Source organism: Microcoleus sp. (assembly GCF_049646505.1).
In the GTDB taxonomy this organism is placed as follows: Bacteria; Cyanobacteriota; Cyanobacteriia; order Cyanobacteriales; family Microcoleaceae; genus Microcoleus.
The window spans coordinates 1-22,665 of sequence record NZ_JBARVX010000057.1 but is presented as its reverse complement, the minus strand read 5'-3'; the positions used below and the strand labels follow the sequence as shown (position 1 = coordinate 22,665).

The following is a 22,665-nucleotide window of genomic DNA, read 5'->3' as shown; positions in this document are numbered from 1 at the left end:
GTTGGATTTTGCGATCGATAGATTATTTTGGGGGTAGGGAAACGGCACTGCCGTCTCCTCTTCTTCTTGTGTCACATCCAAAAAAATAAATCAACCAAACACCACATCAATCAACCGCAGTCTCATCCAATCCCAGCGGCACAAAATACTGACTGTAAACCACACTACCAGGCTCCCAAAGCGGCCGCCAATAGACATTTTGGATCACCGCCTTCTCTCCATCACCTTCGGCCGGCCACTGAAAACTGACGATCGCAATATTACTGTATCCCACAATCTCATCACCCTCTTGCAGCCAGCGATTGCGCCACAACAGCGCTATAAAATTCCACAACCTGTGCAGCCACGACAATTGTTTATTTTTGTGCGTTCTAGTTGACGGCTCACCATTTTCATGATGCAAAAATACCCTAGCTCTTTGTCGTTTCATCCAGTCAATTCGATAGCCCCAATCAGGAAAAGATTGCCTATTCCTGACAGCAGCAGCCACAGCTTTTTTCCTGCCTTTTCTCGAAATCTTCACCAACTCCAGCGGCTCATTCCATCCCAAACATTCGTGCGATCGCTCTGGAAACACCGACTTAACCTTAGTATGAATTACATGAGTTTTCCACTCTTCATTAATCAAAGCACTAGCCGTTAACTGCGCCAACACAGAATATTTTCTACCTGCGCTTTGAGATTTTAGATCCAACTCAGATGCAGGGGACAAACACTCAACATCCGGGCGACAAATGCCAAAATGCTTGTCAGACCAATAACTCAGCCGCACAGCAGCAGCATAGTGAATATCCCCCGTCAAAACAATCACCCGATCGCGCTGCTTAAAAAACTCCGACAACAGCTTCACAAAAGCCAACTCGTGAAAATTCCAAGCATCCCCCGCATCACTATTAAAAACCTTTCCCTGTTTCACATCCAACTTTTGCACCGCATCAATAATCCACAAACCCACCAAATTAGTCGGTAAAACTACCAGCGTCGCCTCGATCGCAAATTCCCCAGTTTTATTCAGCAAATCAGTCTCCCGCAAAGGCTGCTGAATTTGCTCCTCAAAACCCTTGTGAGTCAAAAGCATCGGCGGATCGATCGCACTTTCGGTCGGATATCCCCGCCAAGTCCGCGTATCCAGCACAATCACCTCATGCTTAAAACTTCTCACAGTAAAATGCCAACTCAAAACCTCACTTACACCCTCGCCCTCCCGATCCAAAATCAAAACATCTTCATCTAACTTTAACTTCGGCAAACCAGTCTCAATATCAACCCCCGGAATCCCCAAATACGAAGCCGCTTCTTCCCAAACAGCAACATCGGTACCAGCCGAATTCGACCACTTTCCGGCAGCTTTTAATAACTTATCTCCGACATTTTCGCGATCGAACTGTGCGGGCGTATTTCCCCAAGCCTGAAACACAGCATAAGCCAGCAAAGCATTCTGCACCACCCGGCGGCCAAGCGGCTTACCCAGCACCCGGTAACACCACTCCCGATTCAAATAGCAATCATCGCTAACATCATGATCGTCACAAATCATATAAGTCGGAATATTAGCCAGCGCCCGCCTCACCCTCCACAAATTGCCAGCAAAACCCCCAAGTTCAACAACTTCTCGATCCCAGACTTTTGCCTGCTGAGAATCTTTACAAATATCTTTGCCCTTCGGAAAACTCGTACACCAAAGTACAGGCGACCAAACTAACAAATACATCGCGCAATATTCGCCCAAACCGAACAAATGACTTTTCGCTTTATCCGGTTTATTCACCAACATCGCCGTAAAGCCGCCAAAATCTCTGGCAATATCGCTGCGAGTCCCCGGCTTTAACTCAATTGGCTTTTTGCAGTCAGACTCAGCCTTAGACTGTTTCCGAATCGGCGACTCTCTAAAAATTTCCCTCTCTTTGGCAACTATATTTTCGTTTTGCGAATTTTTAGGTATACTGATACACAAATTCTTTTTTATTTGGGCATCATTCATCAGGGGCAAATTTTCTTCCCAGCCCAAAAGCGTATCGCCAGCATCTGTCAAAGCCCACAGCATCGGATCGGCAACATCATCGCCGTAAATTTGGTCGCCTGTTAAAAACAGTTGGTGGGGCCGGAAGTTTGCTATTCCTGCAAACTGTGCGATCGAATTATCCAAGATTGGCAGCGCATCTCTGCCGTCTCCCTGGGGCTTGCGACAAGAACCGTGAACGATACGCAAATAGTTTAAATCCTGCGGTGGCAGGGCAAAAGTCGGCAATCCGTGAGCGAAATAACCGATCGTCTCGGGCCCCAAAGCCGACAAATCAGGGGAAGCACACCACAGACAAGAAAGGAGATTTTCTTTCTGATTTTCTGGGCCTGCAACCGACAGCGACTCGCCAACCCCAGAAAACTCAATGTTGTACGCATAAATTTGTCCGTATGTCAAGACATTGCTGTTAATTGGTTTGGCAGTCACTGCCACTACGTGCAGGTACTTGCCGAGCTGCACGGTAGAGTTCGCACCTTGGAGCAAGGGCGCACCGACAATTTCGCCGCTGCCGCCCTCCGTTGAATAAACCTTGAGTTCGACTTGGCGGGGCGCTTTCAGAGCCAGCCAAACTGTCACGGACTGAGTTTGGGTGCGGCGCAAAATCGGGCCGGCCAGGATGAGCGGCAAGTGATGAATTCGATGATTTAATGGTGTCCACGACATAGGATTCAAAAAAAACAAAATAAAATTAGGGGTTTTCTAGCAATTCAGATGTGAGGCGATCGATCGACCGCAAGTCAATTTTCCATTTTCCATTTTCCATTTTCCATTTACTCCACAGATCGATCGCAAGAGTCCGAACATCAATCTAAAATTTGGGGCTTTCCACCGCAGCCAGGGGAGGCTTGTATCCGCCGATCGGGTAAACCGCTTAATTAATGCTAAGTCTGCCAACCCGCTCTCGCAAAATTGTAACGATTCATTAAGAAAGATTAATAATCACCATGCTACAAGAAGAACATTTACAGCATTTCCTAGATTCAGTCCCGCAACAAGCAATTAAACCATCAGAATCCCCTGTAGAGCGCAACAGCACCCCGATCTACTTGTCACCTTTAGATCGGGCGATCGACCGCCACCCCCTGACAGTGGCTCCAGAAACCCCGATCGCCGAAGTGTTGGCTCTCATGAACCCGATGCGCGTCTCCTGTCAGCTTTGCAGCGAAAAACAACAAGCTCTTCCGGGCCAGGTCAAGCGCAGTTGCGTCATAGTCGTGGAGGATAATCGCCCGATCGGCATTTTTACAGAAAGGGATATCGTCAAGCTAACAACCGTCGAAGCTTGCGCCATCAAACTGACAATTGCTGATGTCATGACTCGATCGCCCATTACCCTCAAACAATCCGAGTCTCAAGACATCTTCACAGCTATGTTCACCTTGCGCCAGTACCAAATCCGGCACTTACCCGTAGTGGATGAGGACGATCGACTTGTGGGCACGATCACCCGCGAAGCCATTCACGAAGCCCTGCAACCGGTCAACTTGCTCGCGAATTTACGCTGTGCAGAAGATGTAATGACCAAGGAAGTCATTTGTGCCCCAAAAACTGCCTCAGCCCTCGATTTAGCCCAGCTAATGGTGCAACATCAAGTTAGTTGCGTCGTCATTGTCGAAGCACCGATTCAACATCCGCAGCGGGCGATCGTACCAATAGAAAATTACCTTATTCCCGTCGGCATTGTCACCGAACGCGACATCGTGCAGTTTCACGCCCTCGAATTAAACCTCTCCCAAATTTCCGCCGCTGAGGCGATGAGTGCGCCCTTATTTTGCATATCTCCCGCCGATTCCCTCTTCCGGGCCCACCAGGAAATGCAGCGGCACGGAGTCCGGCGTTTGGTAGTAGTTGGCAGTCAGGGAGAACTTTTGGGCGTCATCTCTCTGACAAGTTTGCCGCAAGTTTTTAACCAATCTGAAATGTACGGGACGATCGAGCTTTTGCAGCAAGCAGTAGAGGATAGAGCCGCCCAATTGCAAAAAACCAACCAACTTTTGCAGCAAGAAATTTTAGAGAGGCAGCGCGCCCAAGAAGCCCTGCGCCAAGCCCACGACGACTTAAAAAAACAAGTTGAAGAACGCACCGCCCAACTTTTAGAATCAAATGAATTATTGAGACGAGATATTATTAAGCGCCAGCGAGTCGAAGAAGTGCTGCGGACAAAGCAAACTTGCTTGAAAAATCAAGCCCAGCAATTAGAAGAAACTGTGCGAAAATTGCAGCAAACTCAAAGTCAATTAGTCCAAACCGAAAAAATGTCTTCATTGGGACAAATGATTGCCGGCATCGCCCACGAAATTAACAATCCAGTTAATTTTATCTACGGCAATCTTTCTCACACCAATCATTACATCAAAGAATTGATTCAACTCTTGGATCTTTACCAGAAACACTATCCCGAACCAGTCTCGGAAATTCAGGAAGCAGCAGCAGAGATGGAAATCGATTTTTTGGTGGAAGATTTATCTAAGATGCTGTCTTCAATGCAAGTAGGAACCGAACGCATCCGGCAAATAGTTTTGTCCATGCGTAATTTTTCGCGATCGGATCAATCTAGCATCAAACTCGTTGATATTCACGAGGGACTCGACAGCACTTTATTGATTTTGCAGCACCGCCTCAAAGCACAAGGCGGACATCCAGCAATTCAAATTATTAAGGAATACGGCGATTTGCCCCGCGTCGAGTGCTCTGGCGGTCAGATGAATCAAGTGTTTATGAACATTCTCGGCAATGCGATAGATGCTTTGGATGAAGAAATACATGACGGGGATTGGGCGAAGAGAAATGGTAAAAATTCACCGCCATCGATTCCTAGTTCTCGATTGACTGTTCCCGCTATTACAATTCGCACTGAAGCTGTTGGCGATTCTGTAGCGATCCGCATTTCTGACAACGGGCGGGGCATACCGGATGAGATTCGCCGCCAATTATTCGATCCGTTTTTTACTACCAAACCAGTCGGCAAGGGTACGGGTTTGGGGCTGTCTATTTCCTACCACTTAGTCGTAGAAAAGCACGGAGGGCGGCTTGAATGCCTTTCCGAAGTCGGACTCGGTACCGAATTTGCGATCGAAATTCCGATCGCCAGCAGTTGGTAGTTGGCAGTTGGCAGTTGGCAGTTGGCAGTTGTTTGTTGGCAGTTGGCAGTTGTTTGTTGGCAGTTGGCAGTGGTTAGTTGGCAGTTGTTTGTTGGCAGTTTTTAGTCATTAGTCATCAGTCATTAGTCTGATTTTGGAGGAAGAAGGAAAATTTTCCTCATCTCCCACTCTCCAGCAATCTCCCAAATCTGCCAAATCTGCCAAATCTGCCAAATCTCCCAGCCCGTCGCGCCAAATCCTAAAAATTCACAATTTTTTACATAACACCAGAAACCCCAACAAAATCAATCTTTCCCAATCTCAAATCGAAAAATGCCAAATCTCAAATCGTCTAACTTTGGCATCCCCATACCCAATTAATCGAACTCACTCTCCCCTTTGGCTCATCCACCAGCGCCTTTGTGCGCGTTCCCCTCGCGCCGTACAAGTCATCAAGTGCCCGCATCAGAGCCCCAAAGCCAAAAGCCCAGATTGTTGGAGAAGTTAATTTTTGTTTTGTTTTTGTTCCTTTTTAACCAAAAAAAGCATTATAAAATTAATTTAAAATCTAAAAAAAAGCTAAAAATTGATTGGTAAATCAAAAAAGCAGCTAAGATTCTTGCAAGATGCAAAATAAATAAAATTACTAGCATTTTCATTTATCAGCCCCCTTTCTTTTCCTCGCAAGTTAGCTAATAATGCTTTCAACGAGCTAAGACACGGCCGACCCCAAAAAAGACAAAAATGGCATTGCAGTAAGGGTCTTGGAGGAAAGGCTATTTCATTTGGGCGATCGCAACATCAAAGCGCGAAACCCCAGCCCCGATCGTTTTGATAGAAACCTATAGGAGAACAAAGAGTGAAACTCGCAGTTTACGGAAAAGGTGGAATTGGCAAATCGACAACAAGCTGCAACATCTCCGTTGCCCTAGCCAAGCGCGGCAAGAAAGTTTTGCAAATCGGTTGCGATCCAAAACACGACAGCACATTTACCCTCACAGGCTTTTTAATACCCACAATTATCGACACCCTTCAGCAAAAGGACTACCACTACGAAGACGTTTGGCCTGAAGATGTCATCTACAAAGGCTACGGCGGCGTTGACTGCGTAGAAGCAGGCGGCCCCCCCGCAGGAGCTGGTTGCGGCGGCTACGTAGTCGGAGAGACCGTTAAACTGCTCAAAGAACTCAATGCCTTCGACGAATACGACATCATCCTGTTCGACGTGCTCGGCGACGTAGTGTGCGGCGGTTTTGCAGCCCCGTTGAACTACGCCGACTACTGCATGATCGTCACCGACAACGGTTTCGACGCATTATTCGCAGCCAACCGCATCGCCGCCTCAGTCCGCGAAAAAGCCCGCACTCACCCGTTGCGACTCGCCGGTTTAATTGGGAACCGCACATCCAAGCGCGACTTGATAGACAAGTACATAGACACCGTACCCATGCCGGTGCTGGAAGTGCTGCCCCTAATTGAAGACATCCGCGTTTCTCGCGTCAAAGGTAAAACATTGTTTGAGATGGCCGAAAGCGATCCATCCCTAAACTACGTCTGCGATTACTACCTCAACATCGCCGACCAGATTTTGGCAATGCCTGAAGGAGTAGTGCCCAACGACACGCCCGATCGGGAATTATTCTCGCTGCTGTCAGATTTTTATCTAAATCCTGTGCAACCAGTGGTCAAGAAGGAGGAAGATGAGCTAGACCTGATGATGGTTTAATAGGTCTAGCGATCAGGATCGGGATAAAGAGGTTATGGCTTTTTTTGATACTTTTTCAGTTGCTCTCAAACAGAAGTGGTTGGACTACTACCAGGCAAATCGAGCCTGGCTGCTCCTGCACATGACGGCTGACAACACGGTAGCCACTCCCGACGGCGGGAAAAGGCCCGTTTCTTACCTCATCCTGGGAATTGCGGCTGCCCTCGAGCCCGAACTCCAGCAATTAATGCTGCCCTTCTCACAACTCAAGCCGGATGCAGACAGCTTGATCGAAGTCTTGGGGCTAAATTTTGACCCAGACATGGCGCTGGGTATGCTCTCAAATACCGCACCGCAGACTGCAGGCAAATCTCCCGTACCCGCAGCAACTCAAACAGCAACTGCTGCACCCGCAGCAACTCAAACAGCAACTGCTGCACCCGCTGATGCCAAATCCAATAAATTCGGCGGTGCGGGATTAGCAGCAGCCGGAGTAGTCGCCGGAGTCGCCGGAGTCGCCGGTCTGGCGGCGGCTAATGCACTGAGCTCCGAGGAGGAATCCTTTGATGAGTTTGAGGAAGAAGCTGTCTCTGACTTCGACCTCGGCGGCGATGAGGAAGAAGATGTCTCTGACTTCGACATGGGCGGCGATGAGGAAGAAGCTATCTCTGACTTCGACATGGGCGACGATCGGGAAGACGGCTTATCTGACTTTGACATGGGCGACGATGAGGAAGAAGAAGCCTCGGCTTTGGGCGGTCTCGACCTCGACGATGAGGAAGAAGAAGCCTCGGCTTTGGGCGGTCTCGACCTCGATGATGAGGAAGAAGAAGCCTCACAATTTGGGACTTTGACTTCTGGGGACCTCGAATCGGCGATATCCGATCCGTTTGGGGAAGAAGATCCAGATTTTGTCGCCGAAGAAATACCCGATCCGTTTGGGACATCGACCTCAGATGACCTAGACCTTGACCTGGGCGACTTGGACGAAGACGGTATTGACGATTTCTCTTTATCTGATGACGATGACCTCGACGATCTCGGGCTTGACGATCTGGGGGAAGCAACTACCGGAGATCCTGATGAAGATGACTTAGATGCTCTAGGTCTCGGTGATTTGGATGCCGATGATGACGATGAAGAAATTTCGGGTTTTTTGTCTGATTTTAAGTGAGTTTGCGATCGCCAAGTCTGTCGTAGTTTTGAATTTTCCCGCTCTATTTGTCAGTTGTGAGTTGCAAGTAGTTGATTCTTAATTAACTCAAACTCACAACTATCAAATGGCTGTTTGTATTAGCAAGTAGAACAACACTAAATCTATGCTGTGAGGGATGATAGACCCTCGCCCATAATTTTTGAGCTTGAATTTTGAATGCTGCGACTGCTGCAGAAATATTCAGTAGGCTGCATTTATTTGTCAGAGAAATTACGCCAAAAGCCGGTATTTCTATTATTGTTGGCGGCGATCGCCCAAAACAGATATTTTCTCGCCGCTGCACCTGTTCGCCTTCGAGATGAAAAACAACAGATGCTTGTCCGCAGCAACAGATGCGATCGCCCAAAACAAGTATTTACTCGATCGCGCGCCTGTCCAGTTCGAGACTAAAAACAATTTAAAGGGAGAACACTTGAAATATGACTGCTATTACTACTAACGAACCCGAAGCTTTAAACTTTGAATGCGAAACAGGCAATTATCACACATTTTGTCCCATTAGCTGCGTAGCTTGGCTTTACCAAAAAATTGAAGACAGCTTTTTCCTAGTCATCGGTACCAAGACTTGCGGCTATTTCTTGCAAAACGCAATGGGCGTAATGATTTTTGCCGAGCCCCGCTACGCGATGGCTGAGTTGGAAGAAGGCGATATTTCCGCTCAGTTAAACGATTTTGATGAATTGAAGCGGCTGTGCTTGCAAATTAAGCGCGATCGCAACCCCAGCGTCATTGTCTGGATCGGCACCTGCACCACCGAAATCATCAAAATGGACTTGGAAGGCTTAGCGCCCAAGCTGGAAGCCGAAATCGGCATTCCCATCGTCACAGCCCGCGCTAACGGCTTGGATTACGCCTTTACCCAAGGGGAAGATACCGTTTTAGCAGCAATGGCCGCTAAATGCCCTGACAAAGCCCCTGTAGTAGAATCTCAGAAGCAGGAAAGAAACGCCATCTCTCAACTGCTAAACTTCGGCAAGAAAAAAGAAGAAGTTGCAGCCGATGAATCCGAATATGTCAACCACACACCGCTGGTACTTTTCGGATCTTTGCCAGACCCAGTTGTCACTCAGCTAACCTTAGAATTGAAGAAGCAAGGAATCAAAGTTTCCGGCTGGCTGCCTTCCAAGCGCTACACTGAATTGCCAGTATTGGAAGAAGGTTATTATGTATCGGGCATGAATCCGTTCTTGTCCCGTACCGCTTCTACGCTGATGCGCCGCCGTAAGTGCAAGCTAATTGGTGCTCCATTCCCGATCGGGCCAGACGGCACCCGCGCGTGGATTGAAAAGATTTGCTCAGTTATGGGCATTGAACCCAAAGGTTTAGACGAAAGAGAAGCGCAAATCTGGGCAGGTTTGGAAGATTACCTGCAAATAATTCGCGGCAAATCAGTATTCTTTATGGGCGACAACTTGCTAGAAATTTCTTTAGCACGTTTCTTGATTCGCTGCGGCATGACTTGCCCGGAAATCGGCATTCCTTACATGGACAAGCGCTATCAAGCAGCCGAATTGGCTTTGTTAGAAAAGACTTGTCACGAGATGGGAGTTCCTACTCCTCGGATTGTCGAAAAACCGGACAATTACAATCAGCTACAGCGGATTTACGAGCAAAACATCGACTTGGTGATTACTGGTATGGCTCACGCTAATCCTTTGGAAGCGCGGGGAATTAATACTAAGTGGTCTGTTGAATTTACTTTTGCTCAAATTCACGGCTTTGGGAATGCGCGGGATATTTTGGAGTTGGTGACTCGCCCGCTGCGCCGGAATAATTCGCTGAAGGATTTGGGTTGGGGTAATTTGGTGAAGAATGAAGCGAAGGTTTAGTAAAAAAGAATGGGGTTAGTAAGAATAACCCCATTCCTTTTTCTTGTTAAAATTAATTAAGTCTAAGTGAATTATGAAACGTCTCTACTATGGTGACAATTTACAAGTTTTAAGAGAACACATATCTGATGAGTTTATTGATTTAATCTATCTCGATCCGCCTTTTAATTCTAAGGCTGATTATAATGTGCTATTTAAAAATGCTACTGGTGAACGTTCAGAAGCTCAGATAACTGCTTTTGAAGATACTTGGACATGGGGTATCGAATCTGAGCATTTTTTGGATCAATTAAGGGATAAGAAAGGTGAATTATATGAATTATTAGATTTATTGGTGAGGACGTTAGGGAAAAACTCTCTTTCTGCTTATCTAGTAATGATGGCAATTCGCTTATTAGAATTGCATCGGGTTTTGAAATCTACAGGTAGTTTATATTTACATTGCGATCCTACGGCTAGTCATTATTTAAAGATGATTTTAGACTTAGTTTTTGGAGCAGATAAATTTAGAAATGAAATTATCTGGAAACGTACTGGCTCTCACGGCGGAGCTAAAAGATGGGGGCCAGTTCACGATATTATATTGTTATATACAAAATCCAAAATTTATACATGGAATCAAGTTTATCAAGATTATGATGAAGATTATGTTAAAGGCTTCTATAAATTTGAAGATGATAAAGGGTGTTATCGACTGGTAACACTAACAGCAGCAGGTGTCAGAAAAGGTGATTCTGGTAAGCCTTGGCGGGGTGTTAACCCTACGGATGTTGGTCGTCACTGGGCATTACCTGTAAAGGCAATTGAAAGCTTAACTAATAGCATTTATAAGTCATTATCAACACAAGAAAAACTAGATATTCTCGATGCTAATAATCTAATTTATTGGCCAGTTAAAGGGCGAGTACCACAATGCAAGAGATATTTAGATGAAGCTCCAGGCACACAGATACAAGACATAATTAGTGATATTAAGCCTGTCTCTTCACAAGCTAGAGAACGTCTCGGCTATCCTACCCAAAAACCTTTAGCTTTATTAGAAAGAATTATCCAAGCTAGTAGTAATAAAGGTGATATTATACTTGATCCCTTTTGTGGATGTGGTACTGCAATACACGCCGCCGAAAATTTAGGCAGAAATTGGATTGGAATAGATATTACTCATTTAGCAATTGCCCTGATAGAAAAACGCTTAAAAGATGCTTTCCCTGATAAATTTATTCAAGATGAAAATAAAAATCAAAAGTTAGTTCCTGGGATTGAATTTGAGGTAGAAGGTACACCAAAAGATTTAGATGCAGCATTAGATTTATTTGAACGTGACCCCTATCAATTTCAATGGTGGGCTTGTTCTCTCGTTAATGCACAGCCATACAAAGATAAAAAGAAAGGTGCTGATGGTGGTATAGATGGATTAATCTTTTTTGAAGATGTAGTTGATATCAAAAAATCGAATAAAACAGCCGTCAAGAAAATTATTGTTAGCGTCAAAGGAGGTAAAAATATTAACGCATCTATGATTAGAGATTTGCGAGGAACAATGGAGACAAATAAGGCTGATATTGGATTATTTGTTACTCTCACTACTCCCACTAAACCCATGATTAAGGAAGCAGCATCATCAGGATTTTATAAAGCTGGAAATGGTAGGGATTACGCGAAAATTCAAATTTTAACTATTGAAGAATTATTAACTAAACAGAAAAGACCAGAATTTTTCGATATGAAACAGGGAGAATTGACATTTAAGAAGACGCAAAGGGAAAATCAGGATATGGGAGTACAGGGTGAGTTATTTTAGGAGAGCAACCTATGTTACAAAATCTTGTGTATGCTCTCAACAACTTGCTCTAGGAAGTCAATCGCCTCATTAACTAATAGTTCATCGTGTGCTATATTCTAACAGCTTTTGGCTTTGAAGAAAAGCGATCGAAAGGAAGTCACCATACTTTCCGAAATGCTGATGGATTAAAAATTACAGTTTCTAAAAAAGGTGGTAAAAAGGTAAAAGGAGTATACGTCAAGCAAATTGTTGTGCTATTAAAACTGGAGGAATGGAGTGATGAATCAGAAGATGAAAGTCAAGCTTAAATCTCTAGACTATTACTTGAGTCTTAAATATCCTATCAGTTTTTATCCAGAATCCGAAGGTTATACAGCTATAATCAAAGACCTTCCTGGCTGTATGTCTCAGGGTGAAACTTTATCGGAAGCGATGGAGAATATTCAGGAAGCTAGGGAATTATGGATAGAAACAGCTTATGAGTGTGAAGATGAGATTCCTTTACCTACAACGGAAGTTGAGTATAGCGGAAATTTATCGTTACAGATTCCTAAATCTCTACATTTGAGTTTAGCAGAAAAAGCAGAAAGGGAAGGAGTTAGTCTTGACCAGTATATTCTGCTTGTGTTAAGTAAAGCAGGCTAAAAGATAATCAGATAAGGATTATCAAGTTTGAGGCACGCTTCAAGGGCGATCGCTCTTTTCTTTTTTTATGAACCGCTGATGAAGGTAGATTAACGCAGATGAACGCGGATGAAAAATGCGATCGAACTTTTAAATCAATTTACAATTACGCCAAATTTTAATAACATTCTAGGCAAATAATCATCCAAATTCTTGATATGTTCATCTGTTAACTCAATCAGGTTTAGTTCGTACTTCTGATATAGTTCTTGCTTGACTTTCTTGCGCGACGCATACTCCGGGTTGTTCTCATATCCCCAGTATTCAATATACACCTTTCCCCCAGGAATATAAAAGTCACAGTAAGCTTCTTCCTCTATGGGTAGTCGGCGTTCATAGGCGTGAACGAGCTCCGCCATATAGAGCCAATTATCAATCAAAACTTCAGCTTTAGACCGCACAAAATGACCGTCGGTTGTTCGATGCTGTGCACTCGCCCGAAACTTCTCGCGGAACCCTAGCTTTGTGTTGACTTCTGTTTTGCTCTGTTCTGAATTTTCACCTTTAAAACTCTCAAGAGTCGCCAGAAAAACTTGATTTGTCAGTATAGATTCTGGCCAAAGCACATAAGGAGTGTTGTCTTGAGGGTAAGTTTTTTGCACCGCCCCAAAACCCATCCCCCGCTTAGTTGCTACCCAGCCGTTGCGCTCTTTGTTTACTAATCCTAACTCTGCTAAAATTGGGTTAACTTTGTGCTTTGATATTTCTAATTTATCGCTGATGCTGGTAGCGGACAGAAGTGAGGGAGAAGAGGGTTGTTGGGGTTTAGGTTTGGGCGCTGACACGGGTTGAGCGTTGTTAGCTTTCCAATGTTCGTAGCATAATTTGTGACCGGGTTTTGAAACTGCTTGATTGCATCCGGGCGCCGTGCAGGTTTCTGCTGACAGGGAAGATAAAGCTTGATTTATGGCTGCTAGCTTGCGGATAAAAGGATCTGAAGTCATATTGACAGCTTGAAATATATTCAAAAATAGTACCACTTTAATTGCTATGCAGTCAAGAATTAAAAACTGGCGATTTTGTGTCGGATAGCTGCGCTTCACGCGCTTTCCCCTCCACTATTCTAGAATCTTAAACCACACCCGTAGGTCGATCGCCCAAAACGCCGCCTATAATCAAAACTAGCCCCCATTCTCATCACTTGCAGAACCGCCATGAGTCGAGAAAACGAAAAAATCAGCTATTCAGAAAAAACAGAACGCCTCAAGGTGCTCGCTCAGTTTATCAAAACCGTGACACCGATGGTTTGGACAGTTGTCATTCTAGTAGTCATCATTCCCCTATTAGGTAACTTTCTCATATCTCAGTCCCTAACAAATACTGCAACCACAGCCGTTGTCGTCTCCCCGCCCCACGACTTCAGCAAAGTCAACCAAGACATCAAAAACGCCATCCAACAATCCCATACAACAGCCGAAGCTTTTGCATCAAAAGAATTGGACAAATGGGAAACCGAAGTAATTGCACGAGTAGACAACAACTTCCTCGATTGGTACTTCGATTACTTCAATCAAAAAAAGATGGAGTTTACAGTCCCTTTCACTTTCGTCAAATCCGCCGTATTCAACAAATTTGACATGACAGCAGCATCTCAATCTGTTGCTGAAAAATTAACCGAAGACTTCCAAAGAGAATTTGCTAACCGCGTGCTGGTTCCCAAAAACGCTCAAATGCGATTTCAATTGATCACTCAAGATACTGCTAACTTGTACATAGCCGAAGTCAGCAAAAATGTAAAAGTAGTTCAAAATAACTATAACATACCGCAGGTACATTGGGACAAATATCTTAACGATATTGCCACCACAATTAATGACCAAGGAAACATTTCTAATTTATCATTAAAAGTATTAGTTGGCGGCAGCGGTTACTTAATTGCTAAACCCTTAATATTAGGAATGGCTGCAAAAATTGGCAGCAAAGTTACCGCAAAAGTTGCCAGCAAAGCCGCAGCCAAAATGGCAACAAAAACAGGCGGTACGGTTGCGAGTCAGTTGGGAGTAGGTTTAATCGACCCGATTGTCGGCATCGGCATAATCATCTGGGATTTGTGGGATTACAATCACACAGTCACAGTAGAAAGACCGATTTTGCGGGAACACATTGTAGAATACTTGAAAGATGTCAAAAAATCCCTGCTTACCAATCCTGAAACTGGAATTATGGCAGCAATTTATCAGCTAGAAAGCGGCATTCTCAAGTCAGTTTCATAAATGCCTAATCTCCGATATCCCGCAGGCAAATATTCATAGTTAAAAACAGCATAATCTATGAACAAAACACCTTCTCGAAGCGAAATGCGGGAAATGCTAAAATGGTTAAACCGCAATCGCCAGCACCTGCAACAGTATGCCCATCAATATGTTGCTTACAATGCTAAAGGCACAATCGCGAATAGTGAAAACCTGCGCGAAGTTTTAGATTTAGCACAATCATCAGGAGAGATTTTTTCTATTTACTTGGTTCCTGGTTTTACAGCCTCTATTGTGATTTTACCGATTTATTTCCGCACGGTGAGCACCCATGAGTGGTCGCCTACCTATCAAGTAAATCTCAAGCATAAAGATTTAGCAATCAATGCTACTATGGTCGTAGATTCAGGAGCAGATTTTAGTATAATCTCATTGAAAGCAGGTCAAGATTTGGGATATGCTTTAGCCGATGGAGAACACATATCAAGAGGTCAAACCATCGGCGGAACCGTCGAGTATGTTTTGCGACAGATTGAAATGACTATTGACGGACATAATTTGATGGTTCCTACTGCTTGGATACAAAATAATACAGCAGATGTCATGCTTTTAGGGCGAGAAGTTGTGTTTGATAAGTTTAATATTGAATTTAGGCAAGCCGATGAGGAAATTATATTTACCAAACGTGAAGATGTTCTCGCCCTTTAATTATCTCACGTTCTCAAAAATAGCTTCAACCTGGTAAACCCCATCACAATTAACGCCAAAATCGCCGTATATCCAAAACCCCTCAAAAACCCCATAAACGGATTGCTTGAAGTCATCTCAACAATCACCGGTTCCCATTTTGTTAAAACCAGAATTGGCCAGATAATATTCGCAAATCCCGCATAACCAATCATCGGATTCACCCCGTTATCAATAAACAACTGCAAAAACCATCTCTTCTGAAACACGTCGATAATTACAGTCAACCCACTCAACAAAAAAATCGCCATTCCCGCCGTTACAAAAAAGTAACTCATCGTCGCTGAATCTTTCTTGATTCCCCCTTGATAAGACTCAAACAGTAAACCCAAAACCAGCCAATAAAACCCCCATTTGTAAAGCTGGTTCAATAAATTTTCCGTGACGTTTCCGGGTTTTTTCAACAAAAGCCAACCGCACAAACACAGCATCAGCGTCACTAACGAAGTCTGCCACACCCATCTAGCTTGCAGTCCAATTAACAAGATTAAATCAATCGCCAACATCAAAACCAGAATGCTAAAATAGCGCCAATTCTTCCACTTCGCATAACTCGACTCTGCCGGCGAAGAATACTCTATCCACCGATTCAGTAAATCCCCGACAACAGTACCCGGAATCACCACAAACAAATACTTCAAATAATCAAATTGAAACAGCCAAGGTGCAGGAGAGGACGACCAAACTAAGTTAACCCAACCGTCAGCAGGAGAAGACAGTCGCGCCGCTAACAACAGGCCCAAAATTCCTACTCGCAGCCACAGATTTGAACGAGTAAACAGCCAAATTAGCGAGCCAAAAACGGCCATATTTGCAAGTACCATTAAGATGATGTCGCTGCGGTCAACTGAAAATCCTACACCGCTGGGATATTTGATGTGAGATACGAAGACTATTCCCGCACTCCAAGCAGCCAGAGTCAACCCCCTACGCAGCCGTGCAGACCACTTTTGAGGCCAGCGAACGTACATCAAAAATAATAGGAAAAATCCGCACAATCCCAGCCACCACTTTAATCTGCTTGCTTCCTCCGGGCTAATTACAGTCGGGCGAATGTGCTGGAGAAATATTGCAAAAAATGCCAATAAACAGCCTCTTTGCAAAATAAATAAAATTATTTTTTTTGTATCCCATCCCTTGGCGATGCGGCGCGACAAAGCTAGGGGGATTGCGGCACCCATTGCAAACAGAAAAAAGGGGAAAACTAAATCCACCCAGGTTAATCCTGCTAGTTTGTTATTAAAAATGTGGTCTGGTGGAGGGAGTTGGGCGTGATACATCCACGCCGGCAATGTTTTGCGGGCTATTGTACCTGATAAAACCATTGCTAAAACTGCTATTCCGCGCAGCGCATCCAGCGCGTCGGCGCGTTGGGAAACCGCAGCAACTGCAAAAAGCTTTTCGTTTTTCACCGTGTTTTGTGACTCTGATGTTGTGTATTCCAATGCACTTACCGATTTGTTTTGAATGCTGTATAGTTACCAAATTTTACTTGCCAATTAATTTGTGCAGCCAACTTCCTGAAGCTAAGCTGCTGAGTCTTTTTGTTGAGTATTTTTTGTTCACTGTCAATCTCGAAATTCGGTATTTATTGGGTGGAAAAAAGCGCAGTTTTAATTTTGAACTGTCGTACAAGTATCCTGATGAGAAATATTGGGCGACGTATTTTTCAACTTGTTTGTTGACAGCGCCAAACGGGTAGGCTATGTGCGAGGCGACTGTGCGATTTTGGTCTAAGTCTTGGGTGCATTTCCTCAGTCTAATTTGGTCTTGAGATAATTCTCTGTTTAATGCTTTTATAGAAATTTTTGTGAGGTTTTCGTGATTCAGCCCGTGGGATTGAATATCATAATAACCTTGCTGCATTCCGTCTCTCAAATTTTGACAAGTTACTTTTTTGATGAGGGAGTTTTGACGGCCCAAGAAGCCAGAGTTGACAAATACAACTACTTTAGTTTTTTTACCATATTTATTTTCAAGCTTTTCTAAAATCGGCAGTAAGTGGGTATAAATGCTTTTGTTTCCATCGTCAAAGGTAATCATAACTTTTTTGCGCTCGCGATATTCGCTCGGCACCGGTTTTCTGGGATTGGCGATGAAATATTCGTACAGCTCTTGGGTTGACAAAAACCAATAGTTGTGAATGACTAAATCTTCTAAAAAAGGTTCCAAATCTTGCTGGCTGTAGTCGCCGGGAAAATTTCGCCGCTGTGGCGGTATTTCCTGGGGATTCTGAAGGTTTACAATATCGTGAAAGCCAAAAATCGGAATTTCTACTGTGACGATTTCTAAGATTGCTTGATAAGTGATGAATGTTAGGAGGAATGCTAGTAAAAAGCTAATAATGCGTTTTTTGCGGAGCGTATTACCGGGCTGAAAATACTCCGGCCATTTGTTAACTAAATAATTTACCATTGACAATTACAACCTCTTGAGGTAAAGGGTTCTGGCGGTAGTATGAGGGTTTTTTCAGTCCGGGTGCTGGGAGGATTTGGATTGTCGATCGCCCTTGTCTTCCGTAAAGATGAGCTAGGTCAAGTTTAGCATGATACAATTTAGGTTAGGTCGATCGCACTTTTCATGCAACTAGCGCCCAAAGTTGACCGTGCTTATTTCTTACCCGAAGTTTTACCTGTAATTTTTTACTTGTGATTTCCCGCTCTAGGTGGTAGCATATTTCAGCGATCGCCCGATCGAACAACAATCACGAAAATCGCAGTAATTAAGCCTGTTTACAACAAAGCAAACTGCATAGAGCAAACCTGTGACAAAATTTTAGAATTTTCTCAAAAAAATCACGGTTATAATTTTATCATTGTTAACGACGGCTCGACCGGCAATACCCGAAAAATCATCTAAAATAAACTAAAAGCTTTCCCCACACATCACATTAAACTAATTTCTTACAGCCAGCGTCAAGGCAAAGAATATGCGTTCAAAAAATGATGTAAAGATTTAGACGCAGGCTGCATTTTTTCATGAATGGCGACTGAGCATACTCCCTCGAACGCCTCCAACCCTTAGTAGAAAAATTAGAAAAATTTGATACTTTCAACTATAAACTGTTGAAAGGCTTCTCCTTCGATGCAGAAGTGCTATTTTTAGCAAAAAAAAGGATAACTTCTCAGCCTGATGTTTTGGCTGCTAGGTCGAAATTGCGACCAGAAATCCAACCTTTGATCGAGTAGTCGAAAGTTAAGGATGTAGCAGGCAGTTGCGATCGCCCCTCAAGAAAGTAAAATTAAGTAAAATTGCCAAAAGGTCGATCGCCCCCGCTGCCAGACAAAATTTTGATTCAAGGTTTGCTATACTCCAGAAATAGACACATATTAACCTTTGGAAAATCAATAGGCCGGAGCTATGACATCCTATGCAACCTCTACAGCAAGAGCCGAGATGAGTGAGATCCGGCGCTTGAAAAATATACTGCCCCCAGAACTCCAAAGTTGGGTAACAGTAGAAAAAACAATAGAAGTTAATCCCACCCTGATCCGCAGCGAAGAAATAGGCAAAGACCAAGTAGAAATCCAAATAGACCTGCTCCGCTGGGAACAGCTAGCAATGGATCAGCGCAACCTCCTATTTTGGCACGAAGTCGCCAGAATCCAAAACGACACCATCCCCAGAGACGGTTGGGAAATGGCAGCCCTCGCGATTGGTTTGGGCGGCGCAGTCGGCGAACTTTGGGTGCAAGACGGCTTGCTGCTGCTGTTGGCCCTATCCCTCTGCGGCGTCTCCGGCTGGAGGCTTTACCAAAAAAACAACGGAGAGAAAAGTCTAAAAGAAGCAGTAGACGCGGACGAAAAAGCCCTCACCCTCGCCACCCGCTTCGGCTACACTCTCCCAAACGCCTACAAAAGCCTCGGCAGCGCCTTAAAAACCTTAATCGAGCAAACTTCCAAAAAACAGCAGCGGGCTAAATACGAAGCTCGTCTTCAGGCGCTCAAACGCAACGCAGCCAAAGCCAAAGCCAAAGTCAAACCCATCACCCGCGAAACCTCCCAGTCAGAAAACGTCTACAATTCTTAACCTTATTTCTCGACGTTTGGTGCAGGGATTTTTCAGTTAACGGTTAACGGTTGACTTCCCAGTTAACTGTTAGCTGTTAACCGTTAAAGGCGGCGCATATCCCCTACAAAACACGCATCTGAATTCTTAACCGCAAGATTAATCAATTCAGATTGACAAAAAATCTTGATTCCTGTTGAAAGTTTGCCAGCCGCTGCGCTCAAAAATCGGTAGTCCTAAACTTTGACAAGCGAATTTATTAATGGTACCCGCCACGCGATCGATCCGTGGAATCAATCAAAAATCTAAAATCCTCAAGCCCCCGAATTTATCCGTGGGCTCAATCCAAAATCTAAAATCTAAAATCGAACGATCTCGTTTCCGGTTGCATCGGAATAATAAAATCGAGTCAACACTCAGCAGTCAGCAGTCAACTCTCAACTCTCAACAATCACCTGACGGTGCAACCGGAATTGATATGACTGGTAGACTTAAGTCTACTCTTACCTTTAAGATCGCGCGAGACAGCAAAGTTTTCACGCTTTTTTGTAAAGTTTTTATAAAGCTATTTTACTTAACAATAAAATTTGGTAAAGATCGAGATGCTAGGACAGAATAAGCTAAAGACATCAGCTTGAAATTTGAAACTAGGACTTCATGGTCAGTCACACCCCAGAGGCAGAAGATTTTCGGGTTACGTACTTGGACGAGATTCCCTCGGTTCACATACCCGTGCGCTTGAGCGTACTTGAAGCCGTAAACTTCAAAACAACTTGCCAGCAACTTTTCTCTGGAAGCACGGTTCCCAGCAAAATTGTTCTAGACTTCAGTCACACGACATTTATCGACAGTAGCGGAATTGGTGCTTTAGTCAGCAATCTCAAATTTGCCAAACAGCGCGGCAGCGACTTGGTGCTCCGGAGCCTCAAGCCGCAGGTGATGGCAGTATTTGCTCTCACCAGCCTAGATCAAGTGCTGACGATCGAGCAGCCTTCTGCAACCTCAACTCCCAGAGAGACCAACCCGTCGGACAATCACCTACCGATGACGCACCCCTCAGTGCAATCGTTGGTGAAACGGCTGATAGATATCGTTGGGGCAATCGTCGGTTTGGTGATTACAGGAATTTTGCTCGTACCCATCGCCGCCGCCATCACCATCGACAATCCGGGCCCGATATTTTTTGCACAAACCCGCTGCGGCTGGATGGGGCAAAAATTTCAGATTTGGAAATTTCGATCGATGTGTACCAACGCCGAAGCTATGAAAGACCAAATTCAAAACCAAGCTTCGGGCGCATTTTTCAAAAATGACAACGACCCGCGGATTACCAAAGTCGGGCGCATCTTGCGTAAAACCAGTCTCGACGAACTGCCGCAGTTTTGGAACGTACTCAAAGGCGAAATGAGTCTAGTCGGGACCAGACCTCCTACCCCCGACGAAGTTGAACGCTACGAAGTCCCTCAGTGGCAGCGTTTGGATGTCAAGCCAGGGATGACTGGCGAGTGGCAAGTCAACGGTCGGTCTAAAGTTCGCGACTTTGAAGATGTCATCCGTTTAGATTTAAAATACCAAGAAAACTGGAGCCTAATGTATGACTTGAAACTAATTGTGAAAACCATAACGGTTCTATTTAACAAAAATAGCGGCGCTGTGTAGGAGTCCCCAACAACCCATTGCTGAACTCTCTGGTGCTGTTGCCGATCGACACCCAGAACTCGAACTCAATGGTTAGTTAGGCCGGAGCGGTGGCGATCGCTACGTTAGCGTTAAGTGTTAAAATTCACACAGAAAATTTGCAGCTAATTGCCAGCTCTGCGATCCGAGTATGAATGAGCAATGTACCAGTTCTTGTCGTACTCGAATTACGCCAGCACGGTTTTTGAAGACGACAAAAACTCACGTATGTTTAGAAAAATACCGACTCCTAACACAGTGGAAGCTCAAATCACTCGTCGCAGGCTGACTCTGAAATTTTTCCGATTTAAACGCCTTGGCGAGGCGGGTTACAGTATCGCAAGTCTCTCATTTTCTGTGCGAGTAAATGGTGCGAAAGGAATGCTCACCTTGAGGCAAAACGAGCTTCTTCAACTCAAGCTTGACTTAACTAATATGTTGCCAAGACAGAGCCCTCCTTTTCCTCTCTCTCCGGTGCTGAGTATAGCGCTGGTGGGGGCCGACCAGGGGGAAAAAAGATGAAAGACAAGCAATCAAAGGCGGAGTCCCACATTCAGGTTGAAACAGACCTGAATGCTTTAACATCCGTTTTGGAATGGTTGGAGAATATAGTTTTGCCGCTGCTGCCGGCGGATTTCTGGTGGCAGTGCCGGCTGATCGTCAACGAAGGCTTTACAAACGCTGTCCGCCACGCTCACCAGAACTTGCCCTCCGCGACGCCGATCGACATTGAGGTAAAAGTGTTTGCCGATTACTTAGAAATTAGGATTTGGGACAGGGGTCAACCCTTCAACCTGGAAGCCAAGCTGCACTCAATCATGCAAGAGCAGCGCGATCCCTTAGACAGAGAAGGAGAAAGGGGACTGGTTTTCATGTACAAGCTCACAGACGATCTTCGTTATATCCGTACCGACGATCGCCGCAACTGCTTGGTAATGCGAAAAAACCTTACCTGAAAGCGCTTGCGGCCCGCCCAATTCAGAGCGGCTTCTTTTGCAAAAAGTGGAAGGTTCCAGCACCGCCCCCTGTTGTGCTACCCGGAACCCAACCACATCCTCTGCAACTCACCGGGTGTAGGCTCGCGTCGCGGCAGGACAATTTGCTGCAAAATAAATATTATGCGTATTCTAATTTATTCCTATAACTACTATCCAGAGCCGATCGGCATTGCCCCCCTGATGACAGAACTAGCGCAAGGCCTAGTCAAGCGCGGCCACCAAGTCCGAGTCATCACCGGAATGCCCAACTATCCCCAGCGCCGGATTTATCCGCAATATCAGGGCAAATTTTACCTCACCGAAGAACACAAAGGCGTCACAATTCAGCGCAGCTACCTGCGCGTCAACGGCCCCCATCCCAGCCTCCTAGACCGACTTTTACTAGACGGTAGTTTTGTCGTCTCCAGCGCCGTCCAAGCCTTCAGAGGCTGGCGTCCCGACGTAATTTTCTCGACAATGCCCCCTTTACCGATTTGCGTCCCTGTTGCCCTCTACGGGTGGAGTCGCGCTTGTCCGATCGTCCTCAACGTACAGGATATAGTCTCAGAAGCAGCCGTGCGCGTCGGCTTGGTCAAAAAAAACGGACTGCTAATTAAGATTGCTGACGCCTTAGAAAAATTTGCCTACAGCACAGCCAGCCAAGTCAGCGTCATCGACAGCGGCTTTGTCAGCAAATTGCACTCTCAGGGAGTACCCCCAGAAAAAATAGTTTGCCTTCCCAAT

At 44.9% G+C, this 22,665-nt stretch carries 21 protein-coding genes; 16 read left to right on the top strand and 5 right to left on the bottom strand.

All coding sequences use genetic code 11. The annotated features are described in order from the left end of the window. Positions 1-106 precede the first annotated feature (106 nt). Entirely contained in the window at positions 107-2,686 is a 2,580-nt protein-coding gene (locus tag WBA89_RS03075; RefSeq protein ID WP_424403973.1) for a PhoD-like phosphatase, read from the bottom strand. A 36-nt stretch (positions 2,687-2,722) separates the two neighbouring features. Then, complete coding sequence (locus WBA89_RS03070; protein ID WP_424403971.1) at positions 2,723-2,917, bottom strand: hypothetical protein; 195 nt, start codon at positions 2,915-2,917, stop codon at positions 2,723-2,725. A gap of 50 nt (positions 2,918-2,967) precedes the next feature. Here WBA89_RS03070 and WBA89_RS03065 point away from each other — a divergent pair, with 50 nt between their 5' ends. The 9 genes from WBA89_RS03065 to WBA89_RS03025 all read left to right on the top strand — a co-directional run bounded on the left by WBA89_RS03065 (position 2,968) and on the right by WBA89_RS03025 (position 12,281). Beyond that, positions 2,968-5,124, top strand: coding sequence for a CBS domain-containing protein (locus WBA89_RS03065; protein WP_424403969.1), 2,157 nt, complete (start codon positions 2,968-2,970; stop codon positions 5,122-5,124). Beyond that, positions 5,090-5,236 carry a hypothetical protein gene (locus WBA89_RS03060; RefSeq protein ID WP_424403967.1) on the top strand — a complete coding sequence of 49 codons (147 nt, stop codon included), beginning with the start codon at positions 5,090-5,092 and terminating at the stop codon, positions 5,234-5,236. Before WBA89_RS03065 ends, WBA89_RS03060 begins: the two co-directional genes overlap by 35 nt. 726 nt (positions 5,237-5,962) lie before the next feature. Continuing rightward, positions 5,963-6,829: a ferredoxin:protochlorophyllide reductase (ATP-dependent) iron-sulfur ATP-binding protein gene (gene bchL / locus WBA89_RS03055; protein WP_194065940.1), complete on the top strand. Its 867-nt coding sequence runs from the start codon at positions 5,963-5,965 to the stop codon at positions 6,827-6,829. A gap of 34 nt (positions 6,830-6,863) precedes the next feature. Beyond that, the gene (locus tag WBA89_RS03050; RefSeq protein ID WP_424403965.1) at positions 6,864-7,982 is read left to right on the top strand and encodes a DUF5331 domain-containing protein; all 1,119 of its coding nucleotides are present in this window, start codon (positions 6,864-6,866) and stop codon (positions 7,980-7,982) included. A 198-nt stretch (positions 7,983-8,180) separates the two neighbouring features. Beyond that, a complete protein-coding gene (locus WBA89_RS03045; protein WP_424403963.1) occupies positions 8,181-8,414 on the top strand; it encodes a hypothetical protein in 234 nt (77 codons plus the stop codon). A gap of 29 nt (positions 8,415-8,443) precedes the next feature. Continuing rightward, on the top strand, positions 8,444-9,853 hold the full coding sequence (locus WBA89_RS03040) for a ferredoxin:protochlorophyllide reductase (ATP-dependent) subunit N (RefSeq protein ID WP_424403961.1): 1,410 nt from the start codon (positions 8,444-8,446) through the stop codon (positions 9,851-9,853). A gap of 73 nt (positions 9,854-9,926) precedes the next feature. Then, positions 9,927-11,654, top strand: a complete 1,728-nt coding sequence (locus WBA89_RS03035; protein WP_333087321.1) for a DNA methyltransferase — start codon at positions 9,927-9,929, stop codon at positions 11,652-11,654. Positions 11,655-11,740: 86 nt separating this feature from the next. Then, a complete protein-coding gene (locus WBA89_RS03030) occupies positions 11,741-11,944 on the top strand; it encodes a type II toxin-antitoxin system HicA family toxin (RefSeq protein WP_041623453.1) in 204 nt (67 codons plus the stop codon). Beyond that, on the top strand, positions 11,928-12,281 hold the full coding sequence (locus WBA89_RS03025; protein WP_424403958.1) for a type II toxin-antitoxin system HicB family antitoxin: 354 nt from the start codon (positions 11,928-11,930) through the stop codon (positions 12,279-12,281). The genes WBA89_RS03030 and WBA89_RS03025 overlap by 17 nt, the downstream gene beginning before the upstream one ends. Positions 12,282-12,415: 134 nt before the next feature. Here WBA89_RS03025 and WBA89_RS03020 read toward each other — a convergent pair whose 3' ends face one another. Next, positions 12,416-13,363 carry a hypothetical protein gene (locus WBA89_RS03020; protein WP_424403956.1) on the bottom strand — a complete coding sequence of 316 codons (948 nt, stop codon included), beginning with the start codon at positions 13,361-13,363 and terminating at the stop codon, positions 12,416-12,418. A 111-nt stretch (positions 13,364-13,474) separates the two neighbouring features. Between WBA89_RS03020 and WBA89_RS03015 the strand changes: the two genes are divergently transcribed. Continuing rightward, positions 13,475-14,533, top strand: a complete 1,059-nt coding sequence (locus WBA89_RS03015; protein WP_424403954.1) for a hypothetical protein — start codon at positions 13,475-13,477, stop codon at positions 14,531-14,533. A 57-nt stretch (positions 14,534-14,590) separates the two neighbouring features. After that, positions 14,591-15,220 carry a retropepsin-like domain-containing protein gene (locus WBA89_RS03010; protein ID WP_424403952.1) on the top strand — a complete coding sequence of 210 codons (630 nt, stop codon included), beginning with the start codon at positions 14,591-14,593 and terminating at the stop codon, positions 15,218-15,220. 5 nt (positions 15,221-15,225) lie between these two features. Here WBA89_RS03010 and WBA89_RS03005 read toward each other — a convergent pair whose 3' ends face one another. Both WBA89_RS03005 and WBA89_RS03000 read right to left on the bottom strand, forming a co-directional pair. Further along, positions 15,226-16,671, bottom strand: coding sequence for a DUF5009 domain-containing protein (locus tag WBA89_RS03005; protein WP_424403950.1), 1,446 nt, complete (start codon positions 16,669-16,671; stop codon positions 15,226-15,228). Between the two features lie 76 nt (positions 16,672-16,747). Next, on the bottom strand, positions 16,748-17,674 hold the full coding sequence (locus tag WBA89_RS03000) for a polysaccharide deacetylase family protein (RefSeq protein WP_424403948.1): 927 nt from the start codon (positions 17,672-17,674) through the stop codon (positions 16,748-16,750). A 258-nt stretch (positions 17,675-17,932) separates the two neighbouring features. On the opposite strand from WBA89_RS03000, the gene WBA89_RS02995 reads away from it, so the two are divergent. The 5 genes from WBA89_RS02995 to WBA89_RS02975 all read left to right on the top strand — a co-directional run. Beyond that, the gene (locus WBA89_RS02995; RefSeq protein WP_424403975.1) at positions 17,933-18,118 is read left to right on the top strand and encodes a glycosyltransferase; all 186 of its coding nucleotides are present in this window, start codon (positions 17,933-17,935) and stop codon (positions 18,116-18,118) included. A 501-nt stretch (positions 18,119-18,619) separates the two neighbouring features. Further along, positions 18,620-19,288, top strand: coding sequence for a DUF3318 domain-containing protein (locus tag WBA89_RS02990; protein WP_194063530.1), 669 nt, complete (start codon positions 18,620-18,622; stop codon positions 19,286-19,288). Between the two features lie 636 nt (positions 19,289-19,924). Further along, complete coding sequence (locus WBA89_RS02985) at positions 19,925-20,926, top strand: sugar transferase (protein ID WP_424403945.1); 1,002 nt, start codon at positions 19,925-19,927, stop codon at positions 20,924-20,926. A gap of 536 nt (positions 20,927-21,462) precedes the next feature. Then, positions 21,463-21,900 carry an ATP-binding protein gene (locus tag WBA89_RS02980; RefSeq protein ID WP_424403943.1) on the top strand — a complete coding sequence of 146 codons (438 nt, stop codon included), beginning with the start codon at positions 21,463-21,465 and terminating at the stop codon, positions 21,898-21,900. Between the two features lie 162 nt (positions 21,901-22,062). Continuing rightward, on the top strand, positions 22,063-22,665 hold a 603-nt coding region (locus tag WBA89_RS02975; RefSeq protein ID WP_424403941.1), incomplete at its 3' end, for a glycosyltransferase.

Excerpts from the sequence above, each read along its gene's own strand:
- WBA89_RS03075 (WP_424403973.1), bottom strand. The coding sequence starts at position 2,686 with ATGTCGTGGACACCATTAAATCATCGAATTCATCACTTGCCGCTCATC.
- WBA89_RS03065 (WP_424403969.1), top strand. The coding sequence starts at position 2,968 with ATGCTACAAGAAGAACATTTACAGCATTTCCTAGATTCAGTCCCGCAA.
- WBA89_RS03050 (WP_424403965.1), top strand. The coding sequence starts at position 6,864 with ATGGCTTTTTTTGATACTTTTTCAGTTGCTCTCAAACAGAAGTGGTTG.
- WBA89_RS03045 (WP_424403963.1), top strand. The coding sequence starts at position 8,181 with ATGCTGCGACTGCTGCAGAAATATTCAGTAGGCTGCATTTATTTGTCA.
- WBA89_RS03040 (WP_424403961.1), top strand. The coding sequence starts at position 8,444 with ATGACTGCTATTACTACTAACGAACCCGAAGCTTTAAACTTTGAATGC.
- WBA89_RS03035 (WP_333087321.1), top strand. The coding sequence starts at position 9,927 with ATGAAACGTCTCTACTATGGTGACAATTTACAAGTTTTAAGAGAACAC.
- WBA89_RS03025 (WP_424403958.1), top strand. The coding sequence starts at position 11,928 with ATGAAAGTCAAGCTTAAATCTCTAGACTATTACTTGAGTCTTAAATAT.
- WBA89_RS03015 (WP_424403954.1), top strand. The coding sequence starts at position 13,475 with ATGAGTCGAGAAAACGAAAAAATCAGCTATTCAGAAAAAACAGAACGC.
- WBA89_RS03010 (WP_424403952.1), top strand. The coding sequence starts at position 14,591 with ATGAACAAAACACCTTCTCGAAGCGAAATGCGGGAAATGCTAAAATGG.
- WBA89_RS03000 (WP_424403948.1), bottom strand. The coding sequence starts at position 17,674 with ATGGTAAATTATTTAGTTAACAAATGGCCGGAGTATTTTCAGCCCGGT.
- WBA89_RS02990 (WP_194063530.1), top strand. The coding sequence starts at position 18,620 with ATGACATCCTATGCAACCTCTACAGCAAGAGCCGAGATGAGTGAGATC.
- WBA89_RS02985 (WP_424403945.1), top strand. The coding sequence starts at position 19,925 with ATGGTCAGTCACACCCCAGAGGCAGAAGATTTTCGGGTTACGTACTTG.
- WBA89_RS02980 (WP_424403943.1), top strand. The coding sequence starts at position 21,463 with ATGAAAGACAAGCAATCAAAGGCGGAGTCCCACATTCAGGTTGAAACA.